Annotated in this window: 20 protein-coding genes; 13 read left to right on the top strand and 7 right to left on the bottom strand. The window is 69.0% G+C overall.

The features are described from left to right. Positions 1-3: 3 nt before the first annotated feature. Positions 4-1971, bottom strand: coding sequence for a transketolase (gene tkt, locus ACNI3R_RS12915; protein WP_426183905.1), 1968 nt, complete (start codon positions 1969-1971; stop codon positions 4-6). A gap of 143 nt (positions 1972-2114) precedes the next feature. Between tkt and ACNI3R_RS12910 the strand changes: the two genes are divergently transcribed. From ACNI3R_RS12910 to ACNI3R_RS12870, 9 genes are all read left to right on the top strand, one after another. Then, positions 2115-2327, top strand: a complete 213-nt coding sequence (locus ACNI3R_RS12910) for a hypothetical protein (protein ID WP_426183903.1) — start codon at positions 2115-2117, stop codon at positions 2325-2327. Continuing rightward, entirely contained in the window at positions 2327-2659 is a 333-nt protein-coding gene (locus tag ACNI3R_RS12905) for a cell division protein ZapA (RefSeq protein WP_426183901.1), read from the top strand. The genes ACNI3R_RS12910 and ACNI3R_RS12905 overlap by 1 nt, the downstream gene beginning before the upstream one ends. Before the next feature lie 201 nt (positions 2660-2860). Continuing rightward, complete coding sequence (locus ACNI3R_RS12900; RefSeq protein WP_426183899.1) at positions 2861-3487, top strand: 5-formyltetrahydrofolate cyclo-ligase; 627 nt, start codon at positions 2861-2863, stop codon at positions 3485-3487. After that, a complete protein-coding gene (locus ACNI3R_RS12895; protein ID WP_426183897.1) occupies positions 3484-3696 on the top strand; it encodes a DUF2842 domain-containing protein in 213 nt (70 codons plus the stop codon). Before ACNI3R_RS12900 ends, ACNI3R_RS12895 begins: the two co-directional genes overlap by 4 nt. An 81-nt stretch (positions 3697-3777) precedes the next feature. Further along, complete coding sequence (locus ACNI3R_RS12890) at positions 3778-4809, top strand: GGDEF domain-containing protein (RefSeq protein ID WP_426183895.1); 1032 nt, start codon at positions 3778-3780, stop codon at positions 4807-4809. Positions 4810-4933: 124 nt separating this feature from the next. Continuing rightward, positions 4934-6997 carry an NAD(+) synthase gene (locus ACNI3R_RS12885; protein ID WP_426183893.1) on the top strand — a complete coding sequence of 688 codons (2064 nt, stop codon included), beginning with the start codon at positions 4934-4936 and terminating at the stop codon, positions 6995-6997. A 32-nt stretch (positions 6998-7029) separates the two neighbouring features. Continuing rightward, positions 7030-7692, top strand: coding sequence for a hypothetical protein (locus tag ACNI3R_RS12880; protein WP_426183891.1), 663 nt, complete (start codon positions 7030-7032; stop codon positions 7690-7692). Continuing rightward, positions 7689-8186 carry a hypothetical protein gene (locus tag ACNI3R_RS12875; RefSeq protein ID WP_426183889.1) on the top strand — a complete coding sequence of 166 codons (498 nt, stop codon included), beginning with the start codon at positions 7689-7691 and terminating at the stop codon, positions 8184-8186. Before ACNI3R_RS12880 ends, ACNI3R_RS12875 begins: the two co-directional genes overlap by 4 nt. Then, positions 8183-8623 carry a hypothetical protein gene (locus ACNI3R_RS12870; RefSeq protein WP_426183887.1) on the top strand — a complete coding sequence of 147 codons (441 nt, stop codon included), beginning with the start codon at positions 8183-8185 and terminating at the stop codon, positions 8621-8623. Before ACNI3R_RS12875 ends, ACNI3R_RS12870 begins: the two co-directional genes overlap by 4 nt. Before the next feature lie 28 nt (positions 8624-8651). Here ACNI3R_RS12870 and gspD read toward each other — a convergent pair whose 3' ends face one another. From gspD to gspG, 5 genes are read right to left on the bottom strand one after another with little or no spacing between them, the layout of a single operon-like run. After that, positions 8652-10703 carry a type II secretion system secretin GspD gene (gene gspD, locus ACNI3R_RS12865; protein WP_426183885.1) on the bottom strand — a complete coding sequence of 684 codons (2052 nt, stop codon included), beginning with the start codon at positions 10701-10703 and terminating at the stop codon, positions 8652-8654. 11 nt (positions 10704-10714) lie between these two features. Then, positions 10715-11542: a type II secretion system protein N gene (locus ACNI3R_RS12860; RefSeq protein ID WP_426183883.1), complete on the bottom strand. Its 828-nt coding sequence runs from the start codon at positions 11540-11542 to the stop codon at positions 10715-10717. Continuing rightward, positions 11539-11925, bottom strand: a complete 387-nt coding sequence (gspI, locus tag ACNI3R_RS12855) for a type II secretion system minor pseudopilin GspI (protein WP_426183881.1) — start codon at positions 11923-11925, stop codon at positions 11539-11541. Before gspI ends, ACNI3R_RS12860 begins: the two co-directional genes overlap by 4 nt. Next, positions 11922-12368 (bottom strand): prepilin-type N-terminal cleavage/methylation domain-containing protein, encoded by a 447-nt coding sequence (locus ACNI3R_RS12850; RefSeq protein ID WP_426183879.1) that lies wholly within the window; start codon positions 12366-12368, stop codon positions 11922-11924. Before ACNI3R_RS12850 ends, gspI begins: the two co-directional genes overlap by 4 nt. 1 nt (position 12369) lies before the next feature. Continuing rightward, the gene (gene gspG, locus ACNI3R_RS12845; protein WP_426183877.1) at positions 12370-12846 is read right to left on the bottom strand and encodes a type II secretion system major pseudopilin GspG; all 477 of its coding nucleotides are present in this window, start codon (positions 12844-12846) and stop codon (positions 12370-12372) included. 79 nt (positions 12847-12925) lie between these two features. On the opposite strand from gspG, the gene gspL reads away from it, so the two are divergent. From gspL to ACNI3R_RS12825, 4 genes are read left to right on the top strand one after another with little or no spacing between them, the layout of a single operon-like run. Beyond that, positions 12926-13960: a type II secretion system protein GspL gene (gspL, locus tag ACNI3R_RS12840; protein ID WP_426183875.1), complete on the top strand. Its 1035-nt coding sequence runs from the start codon at positions 12926-12928 to the stop codon at positions 13958-13960. Then, positions 13957-14463, top strand: a complete 507-nt coding sequence (gspM, locus tag ACNI3R_RS12835; protein ID WP_426183873.1) for a type II secretion system protein GspM — start codon at positions 13957-13959, stop codon at positions 14461-14463. The genes gspL and gspM overlap by 4 nt, the downstream gene beginning before the upstream one ends. Then, on the top strand, positions 14460-15914 hold the full coding sequence (gspE, locus tag ACNI3R_RS12830; RefSeq protein WP_426183871.1) for a type II secretion system ATPase GspE: 1455 nt from the start codon (positions 14460-14462) through the stop codon (positions 15912-15914). Before gspM ends, gspE begins: the two co-directional genes overlap by 4 nt. 6 nt (positions 15915-15920) lie before the next feature. Next, positions 15921-17141 (top strand): type II secretion system F family protein, encoded by a 1221-nt coding sequence (locus ACNI3R_RS12825; RefSeq protein ID WP_426183869.1) that lies wholly within the window; start codon positions 15921-15923, stop codon positions 17139-17141. Positions 17142-17170: 29 nt separating this feature from the next. Here the strand turns inward: ACNI3R_RS12825 and gspN are convergent, their stop codons facing one another. Next, complete coding sequence (gene gspN, locus ACNI3R_RS12820) at positions 17171-17926, bottom strand: type II secretion system protein N (RefSeq protein ID WP_426183867.1); 756 nt, start codon at positions 17924-17926, stop codon at positions 17171-17173. Positions 17927-17937: the final 11 nt, after the last annotated feature.

Here is a 17937-nt window from a genome sequence, read left to right as displayed (position 1 = left end):
TGTTTAGTTGCTGAGCGCCCCGATGATCTGGGGAGCGATCTTGTCGGCGGTCAGGCCGAAATGATCGTAGAGCGCCTTGACCGGGGCCGAGGCGCCGAAGCCGTCGAGGCCGAAGCGCAGGCCCTTGCGGCCGACATAGCGTTCCCAGCCGATGGTCGTGCCGGCTTCGATCGAGGCGAGCAGCACGCCCTCGGGCAGGATCTCGTCGCGATAGGCCTCGGGCTGCGCGTCGAAGCGTTCCCAGCTCGGCATCGAGACGACGTCGGCGCCGAAGCCGGCATCTTCAAGCTTCTGCGCGGTGGCAAGGGCGATCTCGACCTCGGACCCGCTGGCTATCAGGACCACCTTGCGCGCCGCATCGGCGGTCTTCAACCGGTAGGCGCCCTTGGCGGACAGATTTTCCGACACGTCGGTGCGCAGCTGCGGCAGGCCTTCGCGCGACAGGGCGAGAAGCGACGGGCCGTCGGCCTTCTCCAGCGCCAGCGCCCAGCATTCCGCCGTCTCGACGACGTCGCACGGACGATAGGTGTCGAGGTTCGGCATCACGCGCAGGCTCATCATATGCTCGACCGGCTGATGGGTCGGGCCGTCCTCGCCGAGGCCGATCGAGTCATGCGTCATGACATAGACGACGCGCAGCTGCTGGAGCGCCGAGAGGCGGATCGCCGCGCGGCAATAGTCGGAGAAGACCAGGAAGGTGCCGCCATAAGGGATCACGCCGCCATGGAGCGCCATGCCGTTCATCGCGCAGGCCATGCCGAACTCGCGGATGCCATAATAGACATAGCGGCCGGCATAATTGTCGGCGGTGAACGGCGCCTGCGCCTTGGTCTTGGTGTTGTTCGATCCGGTCAGGTCGGCCGAACCGCCGATCGTCTCGGGCAGCTGCTCGTTGATCGGGCCGAGCACCATTTCCGATGCCTTGCGGGTCGCGACCTTCTGCGGGTTGGCGGCGAGATCCTGGAGATAGGCGTCGAGCGAGAAGCCGGCCGGCAGCTTGCCCGCCATGCGGCGCTCGAACTCGTCCTTCTGCGCGGAGGCGGCGAGGCGCGCCTGCCAGGCCTGATGTTCGCCGACGCTGCGCTGCCCTGCTTCGAGCCAGGCGGCCTTGATATCGTCGGGAACGACGAACGGCTCGGCGGTCCAGCCGAGATGGGCGCGGGTCGCGGCGACCTCGTCGGCACCGAGCGCCGACCCGTGGGTCGCCGAGGTGCCCTGCTTGTTGGGCGCACCGAAGCCGATGACCGTACTGCACTGGACGATCGACGGGCGCGGGTCGGCCTTGGCCGCTTCCAACGCCTGGGCGATGCTCGCCGCGTCATGACCGTCGCACGAGACGGTGTGCCAGCCGGTAGCGGCATAACGCGCGAGCACGTCCTCGCACGAGCTCATCGACACAGCGCCGTCGATCGTGATCTTGTTGTCGTCCCACAGGACGATCAGCTTGCCGAGCTGCAGATGGCCGGCGAGGCCGATTGCTTCATGGTTGATGCCTTCCATCAGGCAGCCGTCGCCGGCGATGACCCAGGTGCGGTGGTCGACCAGATCGTCGCCGAACACCGCGTTCAGGTGCCGCTCGGCCATCGCCATGCCGACGGCGGTGGCAAGTCCCGAACCGAGCGGGCCGGTGGTCGCCTCGACGCCCGCGAGCTCGAAATTCTCGGGGTGGCCGGCACATGGGCTGTGCAGCTTGCGGAAATCGCGGATGTCGTCGATCGTCGGCCGCGCATAGCCGGTCAGGTGCAGCAGCGAGTAGATCAGCATCGAGCCATGGCCCGCCGACAGCACGAAGCGGTCGCGATCGGCCCAGTCGGGCTTCGCCGGATCATGCTTCAGGTGACGGGTGAACAGCTCGGTCGCGACGTCGGCCATGCCCATCGGCATGCCGGGGTGCCCCGAATTGGCGGCCTGCACCGCATCCATCGAAAGGGCGCGGATGGCATTGGCAAGCTGCCGCGGTGCAATCGTCATGGTCTACCTTCTGTGCGGACGGGCGGGATCGTCGGTCGAACAGGGCTCGCCTGTTCGCGCGGCCCCTTTGTCGTGCCAAAGCGGTATCGTCAACCTTGGGGAAGCCTTGCGGGGCGGCGCGAGGCTGCTATTCCATCGAATCGATGACAGACCGCCGCCTGATCCTTGCCCTGGGCCGGCTCGAACGCGCGATCGCCCGTGTCGAAGCCGGAATAGAATCCACCCCCTCGACCCAGTCCGGATTCGGCCATGACGAGAGTGAGGCTCTCTATCGTCTGGCTGAACGCCACCGCACCCTCCGCGAGACGACCGAGTCGGCGATCGAGCGGATAGACCGCCTGCTGGAGAAATATTGATGGCCGACGTCGACGTCGAAGTCGCCGGACGGCGCTATCGCCTGAGCTGCCGCGATGGTGAGGAAGACCATCTGCGGGCGCTGGTCCACATGGTCAATGGGAAGGCGCAGGACATCACCGGGGCGCTGGGGGACATGACGGAGTCGCGCACGCTGCTGTTGTCGGCTCTGCTGCTCGCGGATGAGGTCAACGATCTGCGCGGTGCGGCTGCGGTGGCGCGGAACGAGGTTGCGGCCAATGCGGAGCCCGATCCCGCTTATGCCGTAGCTATCGAACGGATCGCCGAACGGGTCGAGCGGCTGGCCGAGCAGCTGGAGCGGCCGACGGTCTGAGCCGAGGCGGCGCGTCGCACCTTGAGACTCGGACGCTGTCGTCCTACATGAAGGGCGGCGGGTTCTGCCCGGCACGAGCTGCAGAGAACATCCCTGAGGCGATTCACATTCCTAGGGGGCTGTCCCTGCCCGGATCCTGGTCCGGAACATATGGTCCCCACCTGATGCTACTGGCGTCAGAGGATATTCCAGCAAACGACCATGGCGGTCCCGCCACCCGCCCTTCCTCGCCGGTCCGGTGACATGACGAACCATCCCACCGCCAAGGCCGCGCAGAGAAAGGCGTTGCGCGCCGCCCGCGACGCCTATGTCGGGGCCTTGTCCATCGAGAAGCGCGCCCGTCTCGAAGCGGATGCTGCAAGCGCGCTGATGCCGCTGCTCGCCGGCTCCACGGCGGTTGCATTCTACGTCGCGCTCGGCAGCGAGATGGGGTGCGCGGCGGCGATCGACGCTACGGCGCGGGCGGGGTTCGCGGTGCTTCTCCCGCGCGTGACGGGTCCGGGCTCGGATATGCATTTCCATCTCTGGTCGCCGGTCGATCCGCTGGAACGCGGATGGCGCGGACTGCTCCAGCCATCGGCGGATGCACCGCTGAGGGAGCCCGATGCGATCGTCGCTCCTTTGGTTGGATTCGACTCGCGACTCATGCGCCTGGGCCAGGGGGGCGGTTTTTACGATCGCGCCTTCGCCCTACGGCCAATGGTGAAAAAAATCGGGTTCGGCTGGTCGGTGCAGCAAAGCTGCGCCATAGCCGGCGATCCCTGGGACGTGCCGCTGGGCGCAGTGGTCACCGAACGGGGGCCGATCGAGCCGGAGGAAAGAGGGTGAACGAACCGAGCTGGCGCAAGCCCACAGGCATCTTTCTGATCTTGCTGCTGATTCTCGTCTGGGCGGTGATTGTCGCTACGGCATCCTCGTGGATCGGGGAGCAGCATATGCTCGTCCAGCTGCTGATCTACGTCGTGGCCGGCATCGTCTGGATCGTCCCGTTGAAGCCGCTTCTGGCCTGGATGGAGACGGGCCGCTGGAGGCCGTGACGCCGTAATATTACGGTGCGGCATTAACCGGATGTATCGAATCTCGCACTATCCCCTGGTGCCAGGATCAGGGGTGTAGTTGTGCGCGAGGAACGTATAGCCGAGAAGTCAGCGGAGCGCGCCGAATGGCGCCGACTCTACGACATGATCGGTAAATTGTTGTTCGACCATGGGCTCGAACCGTCGCCGGCCAATTTCGAAATGTGCCACCGCTATCTGTCTGGGCGGGATGGCGAATTCAATGCGATGATCGATCGCGCCATCGCCAAGGAAGGCGGCCTCAACGAGGCCGTGGCTGCGGCGATCTCGGCACGGATCGACAGCGGCCTGTCGACCGACGAGCTGTCGCGGATCGCGACCGAGGCACAGGGCTTCCTGGAAGAAATGTCGTCGATCCTGACGCGTTCGGGCGATGATGCGCGCGACTATGGCCAGGCGCTCGCGCATGAGGCTGCCGGTCTGGAGGCCGATGGCTCGCCGGCGCAGGCGGTCCAGAAGCTGGTCGGGCTGACCCGGTCGATGATCGACAAGGCGCAGGCGGCCGAGGAGGATCTCCGCCGGACCGAGGCGCAGATGAGCGTCATGCGCAAGGATCTGGCTGCCGCCCATCACCGGGCCAACAGCGACCCGCTGACCGGCCTGCCCAACCGGCGTGCGCTCGACCATCATTTGCGCAATGCCTTCGAAAAGGCGCGGCGAGGCGATACGCCGCTGGCACTGGCGATCTGCGACATCGACCATTTCAAGCAGTTCAACGACACCCATGGCCACCAGATCGGCGACGAGGTGATCAAGTTCGTCGGCTCGTCGCTGGGCCGGGCGGCCAATGGCGACGTGTTCGTCTCGCGCTATGGCGGCGAGGAGTTCGTCGTCGTGTTCGAACGCGGGGCAGCGGATGGTGCGGTGGCCGTGCTCGACAAGATCCGCTCCGCCATCGCCGCGCGCGAGCTGAAGGTGACGCACACCGGCCAGTCGCTCGGCAGGCTGAGCTTCTCGGGCGGTCTCGCCGAGCTCAACGTCCATGATTCGCCGGGGTCGATCCTCAAGCGCGCCGATGCGGCGCTCTATCAGGCGAAGCAACTGGGCCGGAACCGCATCCACACCGCCGACTGAGCGACACAGGGGCGCGCGCAGGCGCTGGGTGTTGGCGCTGGGCTGCGCCTTCCTCTATGGGGCAGGTGAGTTTTTCGTCGCAGGGGTGCGTACCCGGCGCGAAGGCAGCCGATCGGGAGCCCTGATGTCCGAAGCCGCGTCCTTCTTCTCGATTCACCGTCATGGCTTCGTCCGGGTCGGGGCGGGTACGCCGCTGGCCAGCGTCGGCGATGTCGGCGCCAATGCCGATGCGATACTCGATCTCGCGCATCGTGCCGATGCGGCGGGCGTCGATCTGCTCGTCCTCCCCGAGCTCTGTCTGTCCTCCTATGCGATCGACGATCTGCATCTGCAGGACGCACTGCTCGACCGGGTCGAGGTCGAACTGGCCCGGATCGTCGAGGCGAGCGCGATGCTCGCGCCCGTGCTGCTGGTCGGCGCGCCACTGCGCCGTTCCGGGCGGCTCTACAATTGCGCGGTGGTCGTGGCGCGGGGCCGCCTTTTGGGCGTCGTGCCGAAGAGCTTCCTGCCCAATTACCGCGAATATTATGAGAAGCGCTGGTTCGCGCCGGGCCATGGACTGGTCGGGCTCGACATGGCGCTGTGCGGACAGCGCGTGCCCTTCGGCGCCGATCAGATTTTCGCGGCCGAGGACCTGCCGGACTTCGTCTTCCACGTCGAGATCTGCGAGGATTATTGGGCACCGCAGCCGCCGTCGACCGCCGGGGCGATGGCGGGTGCGCTGATCCTCTGCAACCTGTCCGCCTCGAACATCATCGTCGGCAAAGCCCGCGAGCGGGCGATGCTTGCCCAGTCGCAATCGGTGCGCGCGATCGCTGCCTATTGCTATTCGGCCAGCGGGCCGGGCGAGAGCACGACCGACCTTGCCTGGGACGGTCAGGCGATGATCCACGAGCTGGGCACGATGCTCGCCGAATCGACGCGCTTCGGCCTCGACCCCGAACTGATCCTGGCCGATGTCGATGTCGAGCGGCTTCGGCTCGAGCGGATGCGCAACGGCACGTTCAACGACTGCGCGACCGTTGCCGGGCATCCAGAGACGCGCTTCCGCCGCATTGCCTTCACCCATAGGCCGCACGGCCGAGACGTTGGGCTGGCCCGGCCGGTCGCGCGCTTTCCCTTCGTGCCGACGGACGCCGCCGAACTCGATGCCGACTGCTACGAGGCCTTCAACATCCAGGTCGAGGGACTGGCCAAGCGCTTCCGCTCGACCGGCGGCAAGGCGATGGTGATCGGCATTTCGGGCGGGCTCGATTCGACCCATGCCCTGATCGTCGCGGCCAAGGCCTGCGACCGACTGGGCCTGCCGCGCACCACCATTCGCGGCTACACCATGCCGGGCTTCGCGACGGGCGACGCCACCAAGGCCAATGCCTGGGCGCTGATGCGCGCGCTCGGCATCACCGCCGAGGAGATCGATATCCGCCCGGCGGCGCGGCAGATGCTGACCGACCTGGGCCACCCCTTCGCCGATGGTGAACCGCTCTACGACATCACTTTCGAGAATGTGCAGGCGGGGCTGCGGACCGACTATCTGTTCCGGCTGGCCAACCACCATGGTGGCTTCGTCGTAGGGACCGGCGATCTCAGCGAACTGGCGCTGGGCTGGTGCACCTATGGCGTCGGCGACCAGATGAGCCATTATGGCGTCAACGCCGGGGTGCCGAAGACGCTGATCCAATATCTGATCCGCTGGTGTGTCCGCACCGACCAGTTCGATGCCGCCACCGACGCGATTTTGCTGTCGATCCTCGGGACCGAAATTTCGCCCGAACTCGTCCCCGCCGACGCGAATGGCGCGATCCAGAGCACCGAGGCCAGGATCGGCCCTTATGAGCTCAACGACTTCTTCCTCCACCATGTCGTGCGGCAGGGGCTGAGGCCGTCGAAGATCGCCTTTCTGGCCTGGCATGCCTGGCGCGATGCGCAGGCAGGGCTATGGCCGGCGGGGCTGCCGGTGGAGGCGCGCAATCTATATGATCTGGCGACGATCCGAAGCTGGCTGGAGAAATTCCTCTTCCGCTTCTTCACGATCAGCCAGTTCAAGCGATCGGCGCTGCCCAACGGACCCAAGGTCTCGGGCGGCGGCGCCCTGTCGCCGCGCGGCGACTGGCGCGCGCCGTCGGACGGCACGGCCAAGGTCTGGCTCGACGAACTGGCGGCGGCGCTCGACGGCGTCGAGGACTGAGGCAGCGGGGACCCATCGTGTCGCGGGACGAGATGATTCGCTTTCGCTGCGTCATGCTCCGGCGCAGCGGAGCCTCCGAAATCCGGGTCGTGCGCGCGCCCGATGCGGCAACCGCACGGGCGGTATTGGAGACGCGCGGGCTGCAGCCGGTCAGCGTCGAGGCAATCGGGCCGAGCCTGGTCGATGCCGTCGCACAGAAGCTGCGCGGCGGCTGGCACTGGCCGGTACCGCAGGTCGGCGGAGCGTCCGAACGCTCCTGGCCGGAGTTGGCCTGGCGAACCGCGCTCCTCATCTCGGCGATCCCGGTGCTGACGGCCGGTCTGGCCTGGAGCTGGACCGGTGTGGACCGGCTGCGCATAGCATGGATCGAACGGCGCGAGGCCACGCTTCTGACGGCGCAGGCCCGCCTGGCGACGGTCGAGCGGACCCGTCATGGCGTCGATCGGGTCGCGGGCGTGCCGCCGCTGAGCGCCATCGCCGCGCAGCTGGCAGCGACGCTGCCGGAGGATGCCGGGATCGAATCGCTGTCGCTGACGCCCGAAGGCGAAGTGCTGGTCGAGATCGTCACCCCCGATCCCGACGCCCTGCGTTCCGCACTCGCCGAAGATCCGCTGCTGGCGTCGCTTGGCGAGCGGAGCCAGAGCCGCACCGATGCCGGCACGATCCGGGTCGGGTTCGAAGGGCGACTGCGATGATCCGCCTGTCCGTCCCGCGCTATAGCCGGAAGCATCTCGCCCTGCTGTTGGCTGTCGTCGCGCTCTCCACTCCGCTCGCCGGGCTGGGGCTGGCGAGCCTCGAACGCAGCCGGGGCGATCTTCTCCGGCTGCGAATGCGCGCCGCAATGGGCAGCACGCTTCCGCAGCCGCTCTTGCCCAAGGGGCTCGGTTTTGCCGGGCGTGACCGGGCGGAGGCGCAGGCCGCCTTCGTCGCCACCCTGCGCCGTGCGGCGGGGGACCGGCGTTTGCTGCTCGAACGGCTGGCGCCGCTGCCCGCCAATGCGCGCATGCCGGCCGAGCTGTCGGCCGACCTGATCCTGTCGGGTCCCGAGGCGGACGTTCTGGCCGTGGTGCGCGACTTGGAGGCGGGCAGCCCGCTGGTGCGCTTCGCTTTCTGGCGGCTGGCACGGACGGGTCCGGCGGAGACGGCGGTGCGGTTCGAGGCCCGCGCGATCGGGTGGCACGAAGGATGAGCGGCCGGCTGCTCTTCGGGCTGGCGGCGGGGCTCGTTCTGGCGATGCCCGCCTGGCTGCTCTACCGGGCCCAGCCCGCTTTGCCTGTGCTGCCCGCGCCCGGTGAAACCGTCCTGCCGGTCGCCGCGCCCGATGCCGGGCCGTCGCGGCGGCTGTTCCTGGACCCGCTATCGCCCGCGCAGGCGGCGCAGGCAGAGGATGCGCCGCAGCTGGTCGGCGTGGTGGGGCGCCTTCCCGACAATGCCATCGCTATGGTTCGCTCGCGCGACGGCAAGACCGCCACGTTGGCACCAGGGCAAAGCCACGAGGGCTGGACGCTGGTCACCCTGTCGACCGACGCCGCACTGTTCGCGAAGGGCGACCGCCGCGTCCGATCCTTCCTCGCCGCCGATGATCCCGAGCCCGACGTCGACGAGGACGCGCCGCTCGACCGGTGATCGACGGGTGGCGATCAACCGCCGCCGGTCAATAGACGCCCGAGATTTCCAGCGGCAGGCGCGCACGCGGCGGTTCGAGCAGCAGCGGCGGATGCTTGCCGAGCATCGCCTCGTCATAGCGGGTGCGCGCATATTTGGCGTCGGTCACCGCCTTGGCGGCGGCCTGGTCGCGCAGCACGGTGGGCTTGAGGAACACGAACAATGTCCGCTTCAGCTGGCTCTCGCGGCGCGATTTGAACAGTTCGCCCGCGATCGGGATGTCGCCCAAAATGGGTACCTGGCTTTTGACCCGCGTGCGGTCGTCGCTCATAAGCCCGCCGAGAACGATCGTCTGCCCATCGTCGGCCAGCACCGTCGTCTGGATGCTGCGCCGGTTGGTGATGAGATCGGCCGCGCCGGTGACGGCAGCGACGAGCGAGGAGACTTCCTGCGCCACTTCGAGACGGACGACATTGCCCTGGTGGATGCGCGGCACGACGCGCAGCGTCAGGCCGACGTCCTGCCGCTCGATCGTGGTGAAGGGGTTGAGCGAATTGCCGTCGGTGGTGAAGCTGCCGGTGCGGAAGGGTACATTCTGGCCGACCACGATCTCGGCAGGTTCGTTGTCGAGCGTGGTGATGCTCGGCGTCGACAACAGATTGGCGCGGGTCGACTGGCCGATCGCCTGCAACAGCACCGAGAAATTGTCGCCGAAGCTGATGCTCGCCGATCCGCCATTGGGCAGCACGGCCACCGCCGCCGGTGCACCGATCGCGCCCAGGATCGTCGACAGCGAGACGCCGGGGCTGGTGAAGGAGGTCGCCGCACCGTCACCGCGGTTGAGCGCTGCTGCGCCGACACCCAGCTGGACCGCCAGCGATTCGGCTTCGTCGCCGCTGATTTCGACGATCACTGCCTCGATCAGCACCTGCGGCCGGCGCACGTCGAGCTGGCTGATCAGAGGCTCGACCTCGGCGATGGCGGCGGGGGTGCCGCGCAGCACGATCGCGTTGAGCTCGGGGGCGGGCTGCACCGTCAGGTCGGGGGTCGAGAAGCCCTTGGCGGGCGTGTCCGCGCTCGGACCGCTGCTCGACGGCGCCGCCGCAGCCGCAGCTTCGGCGAGACCTCCGAGCGAGGATGCAGCCGATCCGAGCGATGAGGTGGAAGCGGAGCGCGAAGAGGCGTTGGTGCGGCCGATGCTGGCCCGCCCACCCGCGACCGCCTTGGCGACCGGATTGGTGACGCTGCCCTGCTCGCCGAGCACGCCCTGCAGCACCGCCGTGACCGATTCGGCGTCGCCATTGTTGAGCCGGATCATCCGGGTAATCGGAACGCCGGCACCCGGCTTGTCGATCGTGGCGGCGAGGCGCCGGGCCTCGGAGATCAGATTGGGTTCGCCGCGCAGCAGCACCATGTTGCTGCGCTCGTCGGCCACGACGCGCGGGCCGCCGGTCTGGCTGCCGTCCCCGAACACGCCCTGGATCGCCGTCGCGACATCCTTGGCATTGGCGTAGCGCAGCGAGATGCTGTCGAAACGCCCACCGCCGCCGCTGTCGAGCGCGCGCGCCAGCTGCTCGATGCGCCGGACATTCTCGGCATAGTCGGTGACGATGATCGCGTTGGGCGAGGTCGTCGCCTCGATGCTGCCGAACTGCGCGACCAGCGGGCGGAACACGCGCGCGGCCTGTTCGCCTGAGATATTGTGGAGGCGGACCATCCGCGTGGTCACGTCCTGCGCGTTCAGCCGCCCGCCCGAGCCGGCGTCACGGATCGCCGAGGCCTGCGGGATGATCCGCCAGGAGCGACCCGACTTCACCGCCGCGAAGCCGTGGACGCGCAGCACCGACTGGAACAGGTCCCACACCCCGTCGACCGACAGCGGCTCGGCCGAGGTGACGTTGACCGTGCCCTTGACCGCCGGGTCGAGGATCAACGTGCGGCCGGTGATACGCGAGATCTGCTCCGCCACGTCGGAAATCTCGACCGCGCGCATGTTGACGACCACGTCGGCGGCGCCCGGTGCGGACTGCGCCAGGACCGGCGCGCCGACCAGCGAGGCGGCGACCAGAGCGGATAGGGCGGTGCGGGCGTACAGGGACACGGATCGGTTCCTCAACGGAGGGCAAAGGAGAAAGTGACGCGCTTGCCGCCGCGCATGACCTCGACCTGGGCAGGTCCGGCGGCCATGATCTGGGCAAGAAGCTGGCGGTCGGCAGCGACGGCGGTGGCCGGCATGCCGTTGATGCGCTCGATGACGTCGCCGGGCAGCAGCCCCGCGTCGCGCGCTTCGGGCGATGGCGAGGTGCCGACGCGATAGGCGCCGCCCACGGGGGCCGCGCCGAGACGGTCGAGCAGCGAGAGCGGACCGCCGGCTGGAGCGCCGGGCGATGGAGAGCCGGGGGCGAAGGCCTGGAGCGGCTGGCTGCCCGAACCGTCCGACGGGCCGGTCGTCGGGACCGCGCCGGGCGGCGGCGGGGGCACGGCCGCTGCCGGCGCCTGACCATTGGCCGAGATGCGCGGAAGGTCGAGCCGCTCAAGGCGACCATTGGTCCGCAGCAGCACCTTGTCGAAGGCGATCGCCTCGATCGTGGCACCACCCGGTACCGACTGGCCGACGACATAGGCGACCGGCTGGCCTCCTGTCGGGGCGATCAGTGCGGAAGAGGCCGAGGCCGGGTCGGCAAGGACGATCCCGCGCAGCTGGAGGGCGAGACTGGTCGGTGGGGCCGACGAGGCATCGGGCTGCCCGAAGGGCGCGAGCGCGAGCGCGGGGGCGATGTCGACCGGTCCTCCCTGCACTGCGGCGACCGGTGCGGTGGCGGGCCGGGCGGTGCTGGCGCCGAACAGATGCCAGGTCGTGATGCCCAGTGAGACGGCGACCGATGCGATCACCAGCGCGGTAAAGATGTCGGCGGCGCGGGATGCCTGGCGTGGGGTCATCGGGTGGTCGTCCCCCGGTCGCGAAAGCCGTCGAGCGTGACGATCGGGTCCGTATCGCCGGGCGCGGCGACCGACACTGCGAGCTTGGCGAGGTCGGGATCGTCGGTCGTCGTCTCGGCGACGGTCACGCTCCAGCGATTTCCCAGCATGTCGACGCTCTCGGGCGAGGTCGATGCGCCGGGCAGCGAGAGTTCGGCGAGCCGGTTTTGCGCGACCAGCTGTGCGGCGGCGCGACGTTCAAGGCTGCGGATCGAGTCGACATGCGCCTCGGCTGCGCGGACGAGGCCGGCGGCGGCGATGGCGAGGACGAGCAGCGCCACCAGCGCCTCGATCAGCGAGAAGCCTTCCTCGCTCGGAAATGGGGGCCTAGGCGCCTGCGTCATGCAGCGGGCGCCGGGATGGGCGTGGCCGACAGGCCATCATAGACGACCATCCAGCGGTCGTCGCCCGAGCGCAGCCCGATGCTCGCCGGAACGCCGGTGCCGTCGACGCCCAGCATCAGCGGCGGCCTGCGCCGGCCCATGTCGATGCGGATGCCGGCGGGCAGGCGATGGCGGCCATGCGCCGCGTCATCGCCACTGGCCGATCCCTCGAAGGCATAGCCGCGCTCGTCCCAGGTGAAGGCGACGGGCCGGTCGGACACCATCGCCTCGTCGGCGACCGACTGGAGCCGGGTCGACAGGCGGCGCGCTTCGGCCTCGACGCTCGGCGCGCGCGTGGCGGCGCCGATGCCGAGCACGGTCGCGCCCGCCGCGATCGCGATGATCGCGAGCACGGCCAGCATCTCGACCAGAGTCATCCCCGATTCGCCCCCCTGCGGCTGCATCTCAGGGTGCTTTATCACTCAGATCGGCATCGAGTCCCTCGCCACCGGGCTTGCCGTCCTTGCCGAGGCTCAGCAGTTCGAAGGTGCCGCCAGTGTTCCGATAGACATAGGGGCGGCCCCAGGGATCGACCGGCACCTGCGCCAGATAGCCTTCCGACGACCAGTTGCGCGGCAGCGGCTCGGTCGTCGGCTTCTTCGACAGCGCCGCCAGCCCCTGGTCGCTGCTGGGATAGTCGCCATTGTCGAGGCGGTACATCTTGAGCGCGGCGGAGATGGTGCGCAGGTCGGTCTTGGCCACCGTCACCCGCGCCTCGTCGGGCCGGCCGATGACATTGGGCACGATCAGCGCCGCGACGAGCGCTATGATCGCGAGCACCACGATCATCTCGATGAGGGTGAGGCCGGCTTCCGGATCGGAAATGGCGCGACGCGGCTCTTGTTCGGCCTCGTCATGAAATTGTTGCGAAACTATGATCATGGCCGCGCTATGAGATACATCCATGAAAACCATGTTACAGTCGCCTAGCATAGCGCCCGGACTGGCGCGGATAAAAAATATGCTGGCGGGTCCGGCCTCGGGCGCGGCATGGGCCTGCGACGCGGGCGGCTGCCGTCCGCTGGGCCTCGATGCCCCGCGCGACGTGCTGCTCGTGCCGGCGGAGGATGTTCTGTTGCTGCCGGTGGCATTGCCTTTGCCATCGCCGGCCAAGCGCCTCGCAGCGCTTCCCTACGCGATCGAGGATCGGATCGCCGAGCGAATCGACATGGTGCACCTCGCGCTCGGGGGACAGGCGCCGGGTGGCGAATGGTTGGCGGCGGTCGTCGCACCCGAGGCGATGGCGCGGTGGATCGCTGCGGCCGAGGCGGTCGGGCTTTCCTACGCCGCGCTGCTGCCCGACGCGCTGGCCCTGCCGCTGCCCGACGCCGGGCGCTGGAACGTGCTCCGCGATCCGAGCGGACGCATCCTCGTTCGCCAGCCCGACGGCGGGGGCTTTGCTGCCGGCGAAGCGCTGTTCCTCGCCTTGTGGGTCGCCGCCGGGCGGCCCGAATGCGACGAGCAGGCAGGCTTCGGTCCGATCGGGCCGATCCTGCTCGACCTGCGGCAGGGGGCGTTTGCGCGGCCGCGTCAGGGGCTGTCCGCCACCGGACGGCGCGTCGCGCTGGTCGCGGCTGCCGGGCTGCTCGCCCATGGCGCGATTGCGGCGGCCGATACGCTGGCGCTCAAGTCGATTGCAGCGAAGCGTGGTGCCGAACTGACCGCCCAGCTGGCGACCACCGCACCCGGTCGCTACGGCGGTACCGATCCGCGCGAGGCGGCGATGGTCGCGGCCGAGCTGATTCCGGCCGGCACCACGGCTCCGCCGGGCAGCTTCCTGCCCTTGCTGACCCGCAGCTCGGCGGCGCTCGCGCCCTTCGGCTCGACGGTGCGCATAAGGAGCATGGCCTTCGATGCCGTCCGTCAGCGCCTGCAACTGGACGTCGATCTCGCCGACCCTGCGGCGCGGGGCAGCGTCGTGAAGGCACTCGGCAGCGCGGGGCTGCAGGGCCGTTTCGAGGGCGCCACCCTCATCATCGCCGGGGGAGGCGCATGAGCCGTTTCGATTTCGCCACGCTGTTTCCGACCGCAGAGCCGGCGCGGCAGAAGGCCTTGGCGTGGTGGGGCGCACGCAGCCGCCGCGAGCAGCTGTTGCTCGCGCTGCTGTCGGCCCTGCTGATCCTGTGGCTGTTCGCCACGATGCTGGTGCAGCCGCTGGTCGAGACGCGCCGCCAGGCGAACAACGATATCCGCACCTATGAGAGTCTCGCCGCGCGTCTGCGCAGCGCCGGCCCGATCGGTGCCGCGCCCGCGCAGCCCCAGATGAGCGGTACGCCCGCAACGATCCTCTCGACGACCGGCGCACAATATGGCGTCGTCCCGGTGGTGAATGGCAGCGGCAGCGAGGTGCGCGTAACGGTGGTCGATGTGCCTTATGAGGCGCTGATCCGCTGGATCGCCGCCTTCGAGGGATCGAGCTCGCTGCGCGTCGTCGGCCTGCGCGTCGATCGCCGTCCGGTCAGCGGGTCGGTCTCCGCCGAACTGACGGTGCGCGCATGACCGCGCTTCCTTATGGCTTCGCGCGGCGGCACGGCGTCCTGATCGACGGGGCCGAGGACGCCGTTCGCTGTCTCTTCCGGCCGGGCGCAAGCGCCGAGGGCCTGCTCGAGGTGCAGCGCCGCTTCGGTGGCGCGATCCGGTTCGAGCCGGTCGGCGACGAGGCGTTCGAGGGCGCCGTGGCGGCGGCCTATCGCGACGGCATGGCGGGGACGATGGATCTCGCCGACACCGACGATCTCGCGACGCTGGCCGACAGCGCGGCGGCGGTCGACGATCTGCTCGACAGCCGCGACGACAGCCCCGTCATCCGCCTGATCAATGCGCTGCTGCTGCAGGCGGTGCGCGATGGTGCGTCGGACATCCATGTCGAGACGCAGGAGAAGCGGCTGATCGTCCGCTTCCGCGTCGACGGCGTCCTGCGCGACGTGGTCGAGCCCAAGCGCGCGCTCGCCCCGCTGCTGGTCAGCCGCATCAAGGTGATGGCGCGGCTCGACATCGCCGAGAAGCGGATCCCGCAGGATGGCCGCGTCACCCTGCGCGTCGGCGGCTACGACATCGATGTCCGCGTCTCGACCATCCCGACCCAGCATGGCGAGCGCGTGGTGATGCGCCTGCTCGATCGCGGCAGCACCGGGCTGGAGATCGATGCGCTGGGCATGTCCGAGCGCGACCGCGAGGTGTTCCTGCGCCTGCTCGACCGCCCGCACGGCGTGCTGCTCGTCACCGGGCCGACCGGATCGGGCAAGACGACCACGCTCTACACCGCGCTGACCCATCTCAACGACCGCAAGCGCAACATCATGACGGTCGAGGATCCGATCGAATATGAGCTGGCGGGCATCGCCCAGACGCAGGTCAACGCCAAGACGGGCATGACCTTCGCACGCGGCCTGCGCGCGATCCTGCGCCAGGACCCGGATGTGATCATGGTCGGCGAAATTCGCGATCAGGAGACCGCCGAAGTCGCGGTCCGATCGTCGATGACGGGCCATTTCGTGCTGTCGACGCTCCACACCAACAGCGCGATCGGATCGATCACCCGGCTGATCGACATGGGGGTCGAACGCTATCTGCTCGCACCGATGGTGGTCGGCCTGATCGCCCAGCGGCTCGTCCGCCGGCTGTGCGAACATTGCCGCTGGCAGGACCGCGCGACCGAGGCGGACTCGATCCTGCTCGGCAAGGCGCTGAAGCCCGGCAAGAAAATCTGGCGCGCGCGGGGCTGCGACGAGTGCCATGGCGAAGGCTATAAGGGCCGCATGGCGCTGTACGAGGTCGTTGCGGCCGACGACGAGATCCGCCGGATGATCCATGACGGCGCGTCCGAAGCCGAGCTGACCGCCGCCGCGCGGCGCGAGGGGCCGAGCCTGCTCGAGGACGGCATTGACAAGCTGCGCGCCGGGCTCACCACCGTCGAGGAAGTCGCCCGCGTCGTCCAGGACGAAGGGTAAGCCGCCATGCCCGCCTTCGCCTATCGCGCGGTCGACCCGCGCGGCGCCGCCAAGCAGGGCGTGATCGAGGCGTCGAGCGCGGCGGCCGCACGTCAGCTGTTGCGCGACCGCGAGTTGCTGCCGACCTCGGTCGAGGCGGCCACGGCCCAGGCGGCGGCCAGCGGCGGCGGCTTGCGCCTGTTCCGCCGACGCATCGGGGCCAAGGCGCTGGCGACGGTCACGCGACAGATCGCGACGCTGGTCAGCAGCGACGTCAATGTCGAGCAGGCGCTCAAGCTGGTCGCCGAATCGGCCGAGAGCGCCGCGCTGCGCTCGCTGCTGCTCGACGTGCGCGGCGCGATCCTCGACGGCTACAGCTTCGCGGCAGCGCTGCGCCTGCACCCGGCGACCTTCCCCGAATTCTTCACCGCGTCGGTCGCGGCGGGCGAACAGGCGGGCAAGCTGTCCGAGGTGCTCGCCCATCTCGCCGACTTCGTCGAGGCGCGGCAGCGCAACCAGCAGAAGATCCAGCTCGCGCTGCTCTATCCTGCGCTGCTTGCGGTGGTGTCCTTCGGGATGATGGCGCTGCTCATGGTCTATGTCGTGCCCGACATCGTCCGCGTCTTCATTTCGCGCGGGGCCGACCTGCCTTTCCTGACCCGCGCGCTGATCGCCATTTCGAGCGGGTTGCAGAGCTTCGGCCTGCCATTGCTCCTGCTGATCCTGGGTGGGGCCTTCCTGTTCGGCCGCTGGCTGCGCCTGCCCGCCAACCGGCTGCGCTTCGATCGGACGCTGGCGGGAACCTGGCCGATCGCGCGCTTCAGCCGGCAATATAATGCGGCGCGCTTCGCCGCGAGCCTCGCCACGCTGGTGCAGAGTTCGGTGCCGCTGGTCGACGCGCTCAACGCGGCGGCGGCGGTGACCCCCAATCTCCATTTCCGGCAGGCCGCGCTGCGCGTTGCCGAACGGGTGCGTGAGGGCGCCAGCCTGCAGGCGGCGATGGGCGAATCGGGCATCTTCCCGCCGATGCTCGTCGCGATCGTCGCCAGCGGCGAGAATGGCGGACAGCTCGGGCCGGCGCTCGCGCGGGCGGCGGCGGAACTGGAACGCGAGCTCGAGGCGATGGCGTCGATGCTGGTGGCGCTGGTCGAACCGATGGTGCTGCTGATGATGGGGGGGCTCGTCCTGCTGATGGTCCTCGCCATCCTGCTGCCGATCATCAACCTCAACAATATCGTGGGCATGTGACCATGGCCGCGCCCGCCGAGACCCCGGCGCTAGAGGTCGCTCTCGATCGTCATGCCGCCCGGCGGCGAGAGGAAGGGCAGCGCGGCCGCACCTTCGGCGGTCACCGACAGGCTGATCCGGCCATCGGGGTTCAGCGCGCCGAGCAGATAGGCGGGCTGGGGCTGGCCGGTCGGCGCGAGGGTCAGGCGGGTCAGTTCGCCGTCGCCGATCGCATCGAAGCGCAACGGCGGCACCGCGACGGGAGCCGCGCCCGACGGGCCCTGGCAGCTGCCGGGCTGGGTATCGATCCGTCCCTCGGCAATGCGGGTACCGCCACCGATGACGATCCGGCGCAGGTCGACCGCCATCGGCAGGTTGCAGGTGAAAGGTGTCTGCAGCAGCGGCGCGAGCAAAGCGCCATCGGCGGTGCCGCGCACGTCGCTGAACATCACCCGGCCGGGACGGAGAACGGCGGTGCCGACCAGCGTGTTGATCCCGCCCGACAGCCCGAAATCGACCGCATAGCCGAGGCCCGTCAGGCTGCGCAGCGGCGACCAGCGCCAATTGACCGTCGACGCGCCAATCGGCGCGGCGCCGCTCCAGATGGTGCCGCCGGCACCGGCCAGCGGGACGACCAGTGCGGCGGGCAGGGTCGCGATCAACGTGGCGAGATAGACGCCGATGCCCAGACCGGCAAAGGCCAGCGTGCGGCGACTGGGACGGTAGCGTGAAGGAATATCGGATGGACCGCCAAAGACGTCATCTTCTGCGGCTCCTGCCGTCAGCGCTGCTTCTGGGGTCGGCATCGTCCTCATGG

The sequence above is a fragment of the Rhizorhabdus antheiae genome (assembly GCF_049889055.1).
Classification (GTDB): Bacteria; Pseudomonadota; Alphaproteobacteria; order Sphingomonadales; family Sphingomonadaceae; genus Rhizorhabdus.
The sequence above is the reverse complement of the archived record's forward strand: the minus strand, read 5'-3'. Positions and strand labels throughout refer to the sequence as shown.

Excerpts from the sequence above, each read along its gene's own strand:
- tkt (WP_426183905.1), bottom strand. The coding sequence starts at position 1,971 with ATGACGATTGCACCGCGGCAGCTTGCCAATGCCATCCGCGCCCTTTCG.
- ACNI3R_RS12910 (WP_426183903.1), top strand. The coding sequence starts at position 2,115 with ATGACAGACCGCCGCCTGATCCTTGCCCTGGGCCGGCTCGAACGCGCG.
- ACNI3R_RS12905 (WP_426183901.1), top strand. The coding sequence starts at position 2,327 with ATGGCCGACGTCGACGTCGAAGTCGCCGGACGGCGCTATCGCCTGAGC.
- ACNI3R_RS12900 (WP_426183899.1), top strand. The coding sequence starts at position 2,861 with ATGGCGGTCCCGCCACCCGCCCTTCCTCGCCGGTCCGGTGACATGACG.
- ACNI3R_RS12885 (WP_426183893.1), top strand. The coding sequence starts at position 4,934 with ATGTCCGAAGCCGCGTCCTTCTTCTCGATTCACCGTCATGGCTTCGTC.
- ACNI3R_RS12880 (WP_426183891.1), top strand. The coding sequence starts at position 7,030 with ATGATTCGCTTTCGCTGCGTCATGCTCCGGCGCAGCGGAGCCTCCGAA.
- ACNI3R_RS12875 (WP_426183889.1), top strand. The coding sequence starts at position 7,689 with ATGATCCGCCTGTCCGTCCCGCGCTATAGCCGGAAGCATCTCGCCCTG.
- ACNI3R_RS12870 (WP_426183887.1), top strand. The coding sequence starts at position 8,183 with ATGAGCGGCCGGCTGCTCTTCGGGCTGGCGGCGGGGCTCGTTCTGGCG.
- ACNI3R_RS12860 (WP_426183883.1), bottom strand. The coding sequence starts at position 11,542 with ATGACCCCACGCCAGGCATCCCGCGCCGCCGACATCTTTACCGCGCTG.
- gspI (WP_426183881.1), bottom strand. The coding sequence starts at position 11,925 with ATGACGCAGGCGCCTAGGCCCCCATTTCCGAGCGAGGAAGGCTTCTCG.
- ACNI3R_RS12850 (WP_426183879.1), bottom strand. The coding sequence starts at position 12,368 with ATGCAGCCGCAGGGGGGCGAATCGGGGATGACTCTGGTCGAGATGCTG.
- gspG (WP_426183877.1), bottom strand. The coding sequence starts at position 12,846 with ATGATCATAGTTTCGCAACAATTTCATGACGAGGCCGAACAAGAGCCG.
- gspL (WP_426183875.1), top strand. The coding sequence starts at position 12,926 with ATGCTGGCGGGTCCGGCCTCGGGCGCGGCATGGGCCTGCGACGCGGGC.
- gspM (WP_426183873.1), top strand. The coding sequence starts at position 13,957 with ATGAGCCGTTTCGATTTCGCCACGCTGTTTCCGACCGCAGAGCCGGCG.
- gspE (WP_426183871.1), top strand. The coding sequence starts at position 14,460 with ATGACCGCGCTTCCTTATGGCTTCGCGCGGCGGCACGGCGTCCTGATC.
- ACNI3R_RS12825 (WP_426183869.1), top strand. The coding sequence starts at position 15,921 with ATGCCCGCCTTCGCCTATCGCGCGGTCGACCCGCGCGGCGCCGCCAAG.
- gspN (WP_426183867.1), bottom strand. The coding sequence starts at position 17,926 with ATGCCGACCCCAGAAGCAGCGCTGACGGCAGGAGCCGCAGAAGATGAC.